12 protein-coding genes are annotated in these 13,412 nt (G+C 34.2%); 5 read left to right on the forward strand and 7 right to left on the reverse strand.

What is annotated here, in order from left to right; translation table 11 throughout:
• The first annotated feature begins 57 nt into the window (after positions 1-57).
• The 5 genes from kdsA (at position 58) to LUU93_RS15980 (ending at position 3,450) form a co-directional block, all read left to right on the forward strand.
• Positions 58-876 carry a 3-deoxy-8-phosphooctulonate synthase gene (kdsA, locus tag LUU93_RS15960; protein ID WP_232682175.1) on the forward strand — a complete coding sequence of 273 codons (819 nt, stop codon included), beginning with the start codon at positions 58-60 and terminating at the stop codon, positions 874-876.
• A 55-nt stretch (positions 877-931) separates the two neighbouring features.
• A complete protein-coding gene (locus LUU93_RS15965) occupies positions 932-1,813 on the forward strand; it encodes a hypothetical protein (protein WP_232682210.1) in 882 nt (293 codons plus the stop codon).
• 107 nt (positions 1,814-1,920) lie between these two features.
• The gene (locus tag LUU93_RS15970) at positions 1,921-2,601 is read left to right on the forward strand and encodes a YiiX family permuted papain-like enzyme (RefSeq protein WP_232682176.1); all 681 of its coding nucleotides are present in this window, start codon (positions 1,921-1,923) and stop codon (positions 2,599-2,601) included.
• A gap of 16 nt (positions 2,602-2,617) precedes the next feature.
• Entirely contained in the window at positions 2,618-3,142 is a 525-nt protein-coding gene (locus LUU93_RS15975) for a hypothetical protein (protein ID WP_311202635.1), read from the forward strand.
• Between the two features lie 5 nt (positions 3,143-3,147).
• A complete protein-coding gene (locus LUU93_RS15980) occupies positions 3,148-3,450 on the forward strand; it encodes a hypothetical protein (protein WP_232682177.1) in 303 nt (100 codons plus the stop codon).
• Between the two features lie 73 nt (positions 3,451-3,523).
• Here the strand turns inward: LUU93_RS15980 and LUU93_RS15985 are convergent, their stop codons facing one another.
• The 7 genes from LUU93_RS15985 to LUU93_RS16015 form a co-directional block, all read right to left on the reverse strand.
• The gene (locus tag LUU93_RS15985) at positions 3,524-4,915 is read right to left on the reverse strand and encodes a M20/M25/M40 family metallo-hydrolase (RefSeq protein WP_232682178.1); all 1,392 of its coding nucleotides are present in this window, start codon (positions 4,913-4,915) and stop codon (positions 3,524-3,526) included.
• A gap of 168 nt (positions 4,916-5,083) precedes the next feature.
• On the reverse strand, positions 5,084-6,994 hold the full coding sequence (locus LUU93_RS15990) for a discoidin domain-containing protein (protein WP_232682179.1): 1,911 nt from the start codon (positions 6,992-6,994) through the stop codon (positions 5,084-5,086).
• Positions 6,995-7,050: 56 nt separating this feature from the next.
• Positions 7,051-7,836: a glycerophosphodiester phosphodiesterase family protein gene (locus LUU93_RS15995; RefSeq protein WP_232682180.1), complete on the reverse strand. Its 786-nt coding sequence runs from the start codon at positions 7,834-7,836 to the stop codon at positions 7,051-7,053.
• 91 nt (positions 7,837-7,927) lie between these two features.
• Positions 7,928-10,228, reverse strand: a complete 2,301-nt coding sequence (gene bglX, locus LUU93_RS16000) for a beta-glucosidase BglX (RefSeq protein WP_232682181.1) — start codon at positions 10,226-10,228, stop codon at positions 7,928-7,930.
• 92 nt (positions 10,229-10,320) lie between these two features.
• Complete coding sequence (locus tag LUU93_RS16005) at positions 10,321-11,034, reverse strand: carboxylesterase family protein (protein ID WP_232682182.1); 714 nt, start codon at positions 11,032-11,034, stop codon at positions 10,321-10,323.
• A gap of 13 nt (positions 11,035-11,047) precedes the next feature.
• Entirely contained in the window at positions 11,048-12,433 is a 1,386-nt protein-coding gene (locus LUU93_RS16010) for a glucoamylase family protein (RefSeq protein WP_232682183.1), read from the reverse strand.
• 69 nt (positions 12,434-12,502) lie between these two features.
• Positions 12,503-13,402: a LamG domain-containing protein gene (locus tag LUU93_RS16015; protein WP_232682184.1), complete on the reverse strand. Its 900-nt coding sequence runs from the start codon at positions 13,400-13,402 to the stop codon at positions 12,503-12,505.
• Between the last annotated feature and the right edge of the window lie 10 nt (positions 13,403-13,412).

Below are 13,412 nucleotides of genomic sequence, written 5' to 3' on the forward strand. Positions count from 1 at the left end.
TCTTCATCTGCTATTCATAAATCATAACTACCTTTGCATTGCAAAAAAAATAATTTTATGAACTTACAGCATATTCCACAAATTAAGCATACTGACAGCGGGAATTTCTTTTTATTGGCGGGGCCTTGCGCTATTGAAGGAGAGGAAATGGCTCTTAGAATTGCTGAAAAATTAGTTGGTATTACCGACAAACTTCAGATTCCTTATGTTTTTAAAGGGTCTTTTAAAAAAGCAAATCGTTCCAGAATTGATAGTTTTTCTGGAATTGGAGATGAAAAAGCTTTAAAAATTTTAAGAAAAGTTTCAGAAACTTTTCACATTCCAACAGTTACAGACATTCATACTAACGAAGATGCCGATATGGCAGCACAATATGTTGATGTTCTACAAATTCCTGCATTTTTAGTCCGTCAGACTGATTTAGTTGTTGCAGCAGCTAATACCGGCAAAACAGTAAACCTGAAAAAAGGGCAATTTATGAGTCCGGAAAGTATGAAGCATGCTGTACAAAAAGTATTAGACTGTAATAATGAAAATGTTATGGTTACAGATCGCGGTACTATGTTTGGTTATCAGGACATGATTGTTGATTTTAGAGGAATTCCTACTATGCAGCAATATGCAACAACGGTATTAGATGTTACGCATTCTTTACAGCAGCCAAACCAAACTGCCGGAGTAACAGGAGGAAGACCTGATATGATCGAAACTGTAGCTAAAGCTGGTATTGCAGTGGGTGTTGACGGAATTTTTATCGAAACACACTTTGATCCTGCAAACGCAAAAAGCGATGGCGCTAACATGCTTCATTTAGACTATTTTGAAGGTTTAATGAATAAGTTGGTTGCTATTAGAAAAACTGTAAACGCCTTTTAATTTTTTATCTAATATTTCTTTGAAAACAAAATTTTTATTTTTGCCTTTCTTTTTAATGTGTTTTGCTGTCAACACATTTGCTCAGGAAGAAATTGCAATACAAGACAAATACACAGCACACAATAAAGGAAAGTTCTTTGTTTCTTGGGGTGGTAATAGAGAAAGTTACTCAAAATCTGATGTGACATTTACCGGAAAAGATTACAAGTTTAGAGTAGAAAACATGGCTGCTCACGACAAACCTAAAGGATGGCATGTTGATTATATCAACCCTGCTAATATGACAATTCCGCAGACTAACCTGAAATTTGGTTATTTTATCAGCGATCATTACAGCGTTGCCATTGGTGTTGACCACATGAAATATGTAATGACTCAGAATCAAACGGCCAAAGTTAATGGTTATATTAATTTACCTGCGAATGATCCTGCTGCTGCTCTCTACAATGGAGATTACATCAATAGACCTGTAGATATGTCTTTAAATGGTGCTATAGAAGGTGGTTATGACATGGGTGTTACTAATCCAAATGGTCCTGCATTTTTAATGTACGAGCATACAGATGGTTTAAACTACATCAATACTGAAGTTGCCAGACATGATGACATTTCAAAATGGTTTGGTTTACCAAATATTGATAAAGTTCAAATTAATTTAACTGAAGGTATTGGCGGAGGAATTTTATATCCTAAAACAAATACAACTCTTTTAGGAAAAGAACGTCACGATGATTTTCATGTTTCAGGTTATGGTTTATCAGCAAAAGCAGGTATTAACTTTACTTTCTTTAAACACTTCTATCTTCAGGGTGAGCTAAAGGGCGGTTATATTGATATGCACGATATCAAAACTACTGTAAGTAATGAGGATAAAGCATCACAACACTTTTATTTCTTTCAAAGAATTATTGCTGTTGGCGGTATTTTTAGAATCTAATACTTCTTCAAAAATATATTCTAAAAATAGTTATCATTTATTTGGTAACTATTTTTTTTATTATTTACTTTGCAACTCAAAGTACTTTAAATACTTTTTGATAAGCTATGAAAAAACAAAAATATATTTTTCTAATCATTACATTTCTGCTGAGTTTTGGCTGTGCATTATTTGTGGCGATGAAAGTTTTTCCAAATAATCCATTTTCTAAAGCAAAATCTGAAACGAATATAGTTTTAGATAAAATTCAGGATGGAGATATTATATTCCAAACTTCACAATCTCCTCAATGTGAAGCGGTGAGAATTGCAACCAATTCTAAATTTTCTCATTGCGGTATCATTTATAATATAAACGGAAATTGGTTTGTTTTTGAGGCAGTTCAGCCTGTGAAACTTACACCGCTTGATGAATGGATTCAGCACGGAAAAGACAATAAATATGTGGTAAAACGATTAAAAAATGCTGATAAAGTTTTAACCCCGCCCGTTCTTCAAAAAATGAAAGATTACAGCCAGCAGTTTGATGGAAAAGAATATGATGCCTATTTTGAATGGACTGATACAAAGATTTATTGTTCTGAATTAGTTTGGAAGATTTATAAAAACGCCGCCGGAATCGAACTTTCAAAACTAAGAGAATTGAAGAGTTTTAATCTAGAAGATCCAAGGGTTCAAAAAATATTAAAGGAAAGATATGGTAATGAAATTCCGTTAGAAGAAAAAGTAACTGCCCCTTCTGACCTAGCCAATTCAAATTTGCTTACAGCTATAATTGATAATTATTAAAATTCAATAAAAGCTAATGCTAAAACCAATTAGCTTTTTTATTTCACTATTCACTTTGAAATTCAAAGAACTTTTAACTACCCAAAATATGAGAGATTATTTAATTGAAAGATTATATGAATACACAAAAAAGCCTTATCAAAAATATTTTAAGAAGAATGAGCCATGGGAAATTAATAAAGCCGAATTAATGAATTTCCCGAAAGATAGTTTGGGATATGGTTTAGGAAATTTTCTCTATAAACATCATTTTGATATTCAGGAAAAACTGGAAGATCATGATATTATTCATGTTTTAACTAATACCGGAATTTCTGTTTATGAAGAAATCGGGATGCAGTATTATCTTCTTGGCAATGGAAAAAGAAGTTTGTATTTGTTCATGGTAATTTTATCAGGAACATTATTTTATCCAAAACAGATAAAATACTTCGTTCGACAATTTATCAGGGGAAAACGAGCGCATTCATTCTATTATCTGGATTTTTCAAAAATGCTTTTAATGCCCATAGTATCTATTCAGCAAACATTTAAAATTTAAACCTTATGAAAACCATCAACCATAAATCTTTTGAAGAAAAACAATCTACTGAATTAGCAATTGGAACCTTTATAATCATTACACTGCTGTTTATACTTTATATTGTGTCAAATGAAAGTTCAAATATCTTAATCATTGCGTGGCCATTTGTACTTTCTGCAATAGTATTAAATACGATAATGCTTTTTTATTTAACAGAAAGATTTATTCATCTTCCTGAGCAAAGGAGAGATATTGCGGTTAAAATTTTAATTCTGTTTTCTAATATTCCAATTACATTTTTTTATTATTTAGTAATGAAAAATTAAACTTAGAATTTTATCAAATAAAAAAAGCTGCGAGTTTATACTCGCAGCTTTCAAATATGCTGATTAAAAAGTCTTAATTTGCTGATGGAAGAACAATTCCCGTTTGGTCTATTAAATAGATTAACGAAGTCATCGTTGCTGCCCCAAGCTCTAATTCTCTTTTGTTAATGGCATCAAATTTATCGTTTGCTGCGTGGTGATAATCAAAATAACGCTGTGAATCTGGCATTAAACCTGCTTTTACAATTGTTTTTGAAGTTAAATGCTCAATATCTGAACCTGCATGTCCTTTGATAAAACTATTAATAAAATATGGCTCGAAGAAATCTTTAAATCCTTGAATCTTTTTAAAATTAGCATCGTCAGCTTCGATAGAAAAACCTCTTGGAGTAAATCCGCCTGAATCACTTTCTAAAGCAAAAATATGGTTCTCGTTCTTTTGTTTTGAAACTTCCTCATATTTAGCACCGCCTTTTCCTCCATTTTCTTCATTCATAAACAAAACAACGCGAATAGTATTTTTTGGTTTATAGTTTAGGTTTTTCAAAATACGGACAACTTCCATACTTTGTACTACTCCTGCTCCATCGTCATGAGAACCATCGGCTAAATCCCAAGAATCTAAATGCCCGCCAACAACAATAATGTTCTCCGGAGTTACAGTTCCTGTTAATTCTCCAATAACATTATAGGATAATGCATCCGGCAATGTTTCACAAGATTGTTTGAAATAGAATTTTAAAGCCGGATTTGCTTTTAATAATTTACTCAATAATTCAGCTCCATTTGTGCTGATTGCCGCTGCCGGAATATATTGATTTTTAGGTAAATCATCGTAGCTTTGAGCTCCTGTATGAGGAAAATCGTCTAAACGAAAATTTAATGAACGCACAATTGCACCCACTGCCCCAAGTTTTGCAGCTTCTTTTGCACCACTTCTTCTTTGATCTCCTGCACCTGAATAAGATTCAAATGCTGCGATATTTTCAGGATTCATTGGTCTGTTAAAAAATACAATTTTACCTTTTACTTTATCTCCAAGACCTTTCAATTCGTCAATGCTTTGTACTTCGATTACCTCAGCAGTAATTCCTGTTTTTGGAGTTGCAACTGAACCTCCAAGTGCGCAGATTGGCACCGCAGTTTTTACTTTTCCATCTAAAATAAAAGCAGTTTCTTTTTCGCCTCGAACCCAGTGAGGAACCATAACTTCCTGAAGATAAACTTTGTCAAGCCCCAGACCTTCTAATTGTCTTTTTGTATACTCAACAGCTTCTGCAGCACCTTTTGATCCAGATAAACGGCTTCCGATATCATTTGAAAGATATTCTAACCAAGAATAACATTTAGCTTCGGTTAAAGCTTTTTTATAAAATAATTTAATGTTTTTTTCATCATTTGACTGAGCAAAAGATGCGGTCAATCCATTTAAAACTAAAGCAGTTAAAAGAATCGTTTTTTTCATAATTTTAATAACATTTTGGGGTTATGTTGCTTTTTTGGCTTCTCTTACAAAGAAACAAAATTCTATAGAACTGTCAGGTATTTTTCGCAGCCTTTTCTCAAAAAAAACTCTAATTATAAACCTTTTTTGTTCATAATTAGAGTTTTTCTTGTTTTCTTTAAAATAATGTTACTTTACTTCGATAATCTTATTTTTTATGCCAATACCGTTTTCATTAAAGGCTTCTATAGTAAAATAATACTTTGTTCCTTTGTCTAAACCTCTAAAATCGTACGTGTTATCTCCATAAACCATAATACTGTTGTATAATTTATCCGGAGCAATTCCATAATAAATATTATATCCAACGGCATCATTTTGTTTTTTCCATGAAATCATAGCGTTTCTTGAATCCAGTTTATTTCTGTCCACTTTAAACGACGTAACCGCTTTTGGTTTCTCTGATAATCCATTTCCAAAAACTCTGAAATCTGAAATAGCAAACAATCCAGATGCATTGTGAATGTTAACCATTTTTATGTAACGTGCTTTAAACGATTTTGTTAATTCAACATAATCATGTGGTGCATCTTTATCATTTTTAGATTTGTCAACCACCAAAGTCCAGTTTTGTGCATCATCAGACATAAAAATTTTATACTGATAATAAATATCCATCGCCTTGTTATACTGCGTTGCTTTATGGTCTGCATAATTGATCTGCAAGGCCTTAATTTCCATTTGACGGCCTAAATCCATTTGAAGCCATTCGTCCGGATTTCCTGTTTTAGCAGACCAATAGGTTTGGATATTTTCATCGGTTAAATTTTCAGGGCCATAACAAAATTTCTCGTAAACTTTTTTTCCGCCGTTATCCATTCTGTGTGTTTCAACTTCTAAACATTCCTCAGAAGAAGAAACAGTTACAGGCTTTTTATACGAAAGTAACATCCATCCAGATGAAGCTCCTTTTGTCTGATCACGATTACCCGTTGGAAGAACAATTGGAAAATCTCCATAAGAAGTTATCGAATACATAACATCATCTTTATCAAAACCTGCCGGAAACATATCGATACGACGCTCAAAACGGTCTTTTATAGAAATCTTACATGTTCCTGTGTTCCAATAATTTCCGTAGTTATCTGCAAAAGTATTTCCGTGTCCAGCTCCAATCACAAATCCGCCTGGTTTATATGACATTGGATTGTGTTTTTGATAGGTAAATGGCCCTAACGGATTATCTCCAACATGAACTCCGTTTGCATAACCTTTAAATTCAGTTGCAGGTGCGCCATATTGCATATAATATTTTCCGTTGTGTTTGGTCATCCACGCTCCTTCAATGAAATTTCCCCAAGGTGCTGGTTCCATATCATTGTTTGGGCCAAAACGTTCCCAGCCGTGCGCTGCAGGGTCTAAAACAGCAACTTCTTTGATCTGCCCATACGGACGCTGAATATCTTCTACTTCTGTTGCTTTGTATAATTGTGCATAATCGGCCTGATTTCCTTTTGGAAGCCATGTATTATAATCAACCTCTGTTCCTACAAGCGGCAGCTTTCCGCTTGAACCGTAATACATATATACTTTCTTGTCATCATCCTGAAAAATCGCAGGATCCCAAGTTGGCAGCATGGCTTTGTCTACGTGACGTGTCCATCTTCCTGATTTTGGATCGGCAGTTTTCCAAATTGGATGATCTCTATTCCATGTTGAACCCACATAAAATAAAGTATCGTTTACAACCCACGCCGCAGGGGCGCATTGATCGTCGTCACCAGGTTTTCTTTGAAAACTTCCATAAACAAAATTCCAGTCTGACATATCTTTACTCCAGAAGAAACCTGCCTGATTCGTAGCAAATAAATAGTATTCGCCTTTATAGGTAATAATTACCGGATCGGCACTGGAACGGCGCGATTCAGGAATTCCATTATGATTGTGAGTAGTAAAATTGTATCCAATATTAATTGGATTACAATAAGTTGTTGCAGGTTTATTTGGGTCAAACCAATCTGTTTTCCCGGGAATATTAGCTTTTTGCGGCCAAATACTTGTTGTACAGGCAGCCAAAAGCAATAGGAATATCTTTTTCATTTGTATTCTTTTTAAGTTTATAGAATTCAATCTCTTAGTAAAATGATGATGAAAATCTATTTTTTTTCTTTTAATCTTTCGCTTAAAAGTTCAGGTTCGTTTGTGGTAATGTAATTGAATTTATTTTCTATAATCCAATCCATATCAGCCGCTTCGTTAACTGTCCAGGCATTTAGAATTATATTATTGTCTTTTGCTTCTTTAATCCATTCAGGATGTTTTTTAAAGACTGAATAATGATAATCAACACCGTTAATATTATCTATTTTTACTTCTTTCGGAGATTTATTTCCTTCTAAATACTGCAAAACCGTTTTCTGGTCAACTTGTCTAATTTGTTTTAGAATTTCATAGTCAAAACTTATGTAACAGGTATTTTTATCTGCTTTTAGTTTTTTGATGGTTTCAACTGCTTTTATGGCAGTTTGTTTTCCTCTTTCTTTATTAATTTCCGAAGGTTTTATTTCGCAGACTAAAAGAGTGTGTTTGTTGTTCTTTTTTCCTTCTGAAATATATTCGTGTAATGTTGGAAGTTTTTCTCCATTAGAAAGTTTAAACTTTATTAAGTCAGCATAATTGGTTTGTTCGATAAGCAATTTGTTATAATGCGCATCGTGGTTGATTACGAGCGAATCATCTGCGGTTCTCCAAACGTCAAATTCTGAACCGGGCAATTTTAAGTCAATGGCATGTCTTAAAGATGCGATAGAATTTTCGGGAAGATTATTTTTTTTCCATGCACCACGGTGTGCCACTATTGCATTCTCTTTTACGCAGCACGATTGAAAAACAATTGTTACTGCTAAAAAAAGTGGTATTTTGAGTGCTTTAATAGTTTTCATTATTTTAAAAATTATGATTTATAAAAAATGTTCTTTTATAAAAAAGCCCTCCGTCAACCAAACGAAGGGCCCTTACTAATCAATAAACCAACTATTTAGTTAACTCAAAACTAACTTTCTTGTCGGCAGTTGAATTTCCTCCAACGAAAATATCAAACTGTCCAGGTTCTGCTGCGAATTGCAAATCAGAATTATAAAATTTTAAATCCTCAACAGTAATATCAAAACTTACTGTTTGTTTTTCACCTTTTTTAAGTGCTATTTTTTGGAAACCTTTCAATTCTCTAACTGGTCTTGTTACGGAACCAACTAAATCTCTAATGTATAATTGAACTGTTTCTTTTCCGTCAAAATTTCCTGTATTTGCTACGTCAACCGTTACTTTTAGTTTTCCGCTGAAGTTCATTTTATCAGAAGAAATTTTAAGGTTTGAGTAATCAAAAGTCGTGTAGCTTAAACCAAAACCAAATGGGAATAATGGCTCGTTTCTTTCGTCAATATAGTTTGATCTGAATTTTTCGAATTTTCCTTCTGTATTAGAAAGCGGTCTTCCAGTATTTTTGTGCGCGTAGTAAATTGGTAACTGCCCTACACTTCTTGGAAAAGTTGTTGTTAATTTTCCAGAAGGGTTTACATCTCCAAATAAAACGTCAGCAATTGCGTAACCTGCTTCTGTACCCGCAAACCAAGCATTTAAAATGGCTGGAACTGTTTTTTCTTCGTCAGTAATCACTAACGGACGTCCGTCAAATAATACTACAACTACTGGTTTTCCAGTTTTTAATAATGCGTTTAATAAGTCTTTTTGTGCTTGTGGAATTTCTAAATTCGTACGGCTGCTTGATTCCCCGCTCATTTCAGCAGATTCTCCAAGTGCAGCAATAATTACATCTGATTGCTGTGCAACTTTTAAAGCTTCTGCTAATAATTCTTCTTTTGAACGACCGTCACGGTGTAATGTTTTTCCAAACATTGTAGCTTTAGTTTCAAATTCTTCGTCGTAATCTAAATTACTTCCTTTAGCATATAAAACTTTTGTTGATGGTCCTGCAACTTCCTTAATTCCTGCCAATAATGAAACAGCATTTTCCATTCTTGTAGCTACACTCCATGTTCCCGGCATGTTTTCTTTAGCATCTGCCAAAGGCCCGATTAAACCAATTGTTCCTGATTTTTTAAGAGGTAATAATTGATTTTGGTTTTTTAATAAAACCAATGATTGTGCAGCGATTTGACGTGCTTCTTTTCTGCTGTCTGCTGTGAATATTTCAGTTTTAGCTCTTTTTTCGTCGCAATATTTATATGGATCCTGGAATAATCCTAAATCATATTTTGCTTCTAAAATAAGTCTAACGGCATTATCTATTGTCTCGATAGAAACTCTTTTTTCGTCTAATGATTTTTTCAATGTTCCTAAGAAACCTTCTCCAACCATATCCATTTCTACACCAGCATTTAATGCTAAGGCAGAAACGTCTTGAAGGTTCCCCATTCCATGTTCGATCATTTCAGGAATTCCTGTAAAATCTGTCACTACGAAACCTTTAAAACCCCATTGTTTTCTTAAAACATCTGTCATTAACCATTTGTTTCCAGTTGCAGGAATTCCGTCAATTTCATTGAAAGAAGCCATAACTGAACCTACTCCAGCGTCAACAGCTGCTTTGTAAGGCGGGAAATAATCATTAAACATTCTGATATGGCTCATATCAACTGTATTGTAATCACGACCACCTTCTGGCGCTCCGTACAATGCAAAGTGTTTTACACACGCTAAAATGGAGTTGTTTTTTGAAAGATCGTGCTGTTGGTATCCGTTTACCATCGCTTTTGCAATCTGGCTTCCTAAATACGGATCTTCTCCTGAACCCTCAGAAACTCTTCCCCAGCGCGGATCACGGGAAATATCTACCATTGGTGAAAATGTCCAGTTGATTCCGTCTGCGCTTGCCTCTTTTGCAGCAATCTGTGCGCTTCTTTCAATTAAAGCCATATCCCAAGTACAAGATAATCCTAACGGAATTGGGAATGTTGTTTCGTAACCGTGAATAACATCCATACCAAAAAGCAATGGAATTTTTAAACGGCTTTGTTCTACAGCTATTTTTTGTACTTCTTTAATTTTTTGCACTGATTTTATATTGAACAAACCGCCCACTTTTCCTTCTGCGATATTTTTTGCAACATTTGAGCTGTTTGCCTGCCCTGTTGTAATATCACCAGATGTTGGTAAATTTAACTGTCCTAATTTTTCCTCTAATGTCATTTTTGACATTAACTCTGCTACAAACTCTGACTTAGGTTTAATTTTCACTGTACTTTTTGTGCTCTTTTTTTGAGCGTAACCCAAAACAGCACATCCTAAAAAAAGTAAGACTAATTTGTTTTTCATGTGTATTTAATATTTGTTTTTTAATGGAAATGGAATCGCTTTTCTTCATTCTATTTGTAATTTGGAATCATAGCGATTTCATTCTATAATATTTATTTGTTCATATTCAATTTTTTCTGTTTCAACATCCAGTCATAAATTTCGGGATTGTCATAAACTCTTGTCCAGCTGTCATGCCCTGCATCATCAAAAATAGTTAACTGAACATCTTTTGCATTACACTTTTTTAGCTCTTTATAAACGCTTATGGCATAATCTACTTTTACCACATCATCTAATAATCCGTGGAAAATTCTGGTTGGAATATTGGCTATTTCACAAGTTTTCTCTAACTGAATTAAATCTACAAAGCCAGCGACAGGTACGTTTGCGGCAAATAGATCCGGATGTGCAAAAGCCAAATTCCATGATGCCCAGCCTCCTGAGCTTAAACCAGTAACATATATTCTTTCTGAATCAATTTTGTTCTCTTTCTGAATTTTTAAAATCAGTTCGTAAATTGATTCTGTATCCCAATTCTCCTGTTCTTTGCATTGCGGCGCCAAAACATAAGCGTCTAATGTATTTGTTTTTAAATATTTTAAAGGGCCGTGAACTTTTATTTTTTCAATATCTGTCCCTTTTTCTCCATCTCCTGAAATAAAAACTATTAGCGGCTTTTTATCTTTCGTATTTGCTGGTTTGTGTAGTACATAACCTAATTCATAATTGGTTACTACAACTGTTTTTAACTTTCCTGTTGTTTCACTTTGAGCAAAACCCAATACGGAAATAAAAAGCAATACTAAACCCAGTTTATATTTCATAATAGATTATATCTTAAAAACCGTATTTTCCTGATGTAAAGCCAAGCTTTTTTAAACCTTGTTTAGTATCAGATGCATTCATAAATAACTTCCATAATAAACCAGTTCTGTAGTTTTCTATCATTGGCGCTATTGTTCCCTGATCGATCGCTAAATATCGAGGTGTTACCCAATTGTATTGCGGCGAAAAAGCATCATAAGGCCCTGCTATTCCAACATATTTTGCTTTGTTTTCATCATATAAATAATGCAGAAACTTCATAGATTCTACCGGCGTATAAGGAAACGATGATAATGCAGCAGTTGGCGAAATTACACCATTGTCATTATTAGGCTGGTGTGCTGTATAACCCGTTGTACCATCAGGGTTTCTGGTATAGCTTGCTGTTAATCCCCAGCATTTATCTGAATAATCTTTAAAGCCTTTTGGGTTGGCGATACTGTACTGAACCATAATTTTAGCATGGTTTTGAGTCAATTGCCAGTAATCTGCATATTTATCTTTTAAGTTATTTGGATCTAAACCTAAATAAGAATAATGCGACCAGAACATTGGTCCAACATTTCCAGAAGCCCCATTGTAGTTTAAAACTACCGGAATACCGTATTGAGATCTGCCATCTGCTATAGCCCCATTTCTTGCCCAAGCTTTATGATAAGCTTCTGCAGAAATTGGATGTGTTGGCGAAGAAGCTGCCATTACATACGTAATTAAACATTCGTTATATCCTTCTAGTTTAAAGTTCATTTCCCAACCATAATTTGGAGACCAATGCCAGTATAGTGCATCTTGTCCTTGTGTGTACCAATCCCATTCTACGCCTTTCCAAAGTTCATCAGCTTTTGTGGCTAATTCTTTTTCAGCTGTGCTTCCGTTTTTAAAATATTCTCTGATAGTAATTAATGCCTGGCAGACAAAAGAAGTTTCTACTAAATCTCCTCCATTATCTTTTGTACCAAACGGAATTACTTTTCCTGATTTATTATCCATCCAGTGCGGCCATGCTCCGTGAAAACGTTCTGCTTTTTCCAGAAAAGTTAATGCTGTTGTAAGTCTAGAAACAGCTTCTGCCCTAGGTAAAAAACCTCTTTCTACACCTACAATTATGCTCATTAAACCAAAAGCTGAGCCTCCTGTTGTTATAATATTTGCTTCAAAATTAGGATCATCAGTAAGATATCTTTCTCTTGCAAGTTTTGAATTAGAATCTGCATATTCCCAAAAATATTTTATTGCATCTTTCTGCACCTGATCCATAGCTTCAGCATCTGTTAAAGGCTTTGTTGGTGTGGTTGGAGTTGTTGGTAATGGGGTTCCGCCAGAGGTTCCGTCTGGTCCAGACGATGAACATGAGTTAAAAAAACTAAAAAGAGAGACTATGTATATTGAAATTTTCATGTCGATAAATAATGTATTAACTAATTAAAATACACCTGGAGGATAAACCTCCAGGTGTGTAAAAAATGCTTATCTTTTGTCTTTTTCTAATTTATAAAGAGCTACGACTTCATTGTCAGTAAGAGCTGCATCATAAATTCTGAATTCGTCCATTAAGCCTGTATAATGAAGCATCCACCCATCTGCATTGCCCCAAGGAGCACCTAAATGCTGCTGATAACCTCCAATGATAAATTTAGAAACTTCAGAATTTGCTAATTCTCCATAAGGAGCCCCTCCCGTTGTAGGATCGCTCGCATATCTTTTTGCAATAGATGCAGGGATATTCAGCTTTTGTCCATCAATGTAAATGCTATAAGTAGAACTTGTACCATTGTATGTCCATACTAAATGTTTCCATGTTCCAAACATATTTATTAAAACATTTGCTCCGCCATGCTCAATAAATTGCCCTGCCCAGGGAATACTTGGTGTAACATCTTTTTGAATATGGTTTTTAAGCAGCATTGTTGTTGCTGGTCCTGTTCCTTCAATAAGTGTAAAAATATTTCCCCAAAAATCTGTTTTTTTAGGAAGCATAAATAATGATTGTGCACCGCCAGTATGTGGATCTGTTTTAATCCACATTGAAACTGTTATGCTTTTTACGTTTACTACTGAATTTGCAACTGTATTATATGAAATAAAAGAACTAGGAGATCCTTTATAAGCTTCTCCTTTTATACCGGTTTCATAGGTTACATTTGTTGCTGATCCGTCTGTTATACTATTTTTTGAATCTGCAATATTACCATCAAAACTAAATTTAGATACTAAGTGAGCAGCTGCAATATCATCTGAATTTTCATATCCTCCAATTGACTCATACGGAATTGGACTGTTTACTTTATCAATACTATCTTCGCAGCCAGCAAACAATGCTGAAACCAAAACAAAAGAAAGCATGAAAATAGATTTATTTTTTTTCATTTTTAATGTC

It is taken from the genome of Flavobacterium soyae (assembly GCF_021245985.1).
Taxonomy (GTDB): Bacteria; Bacteroidota; Bacteroidia; order Flavobacteriales; family Flavobacteriaceae; genus Flavobacterium; species Flavobacterium soyae.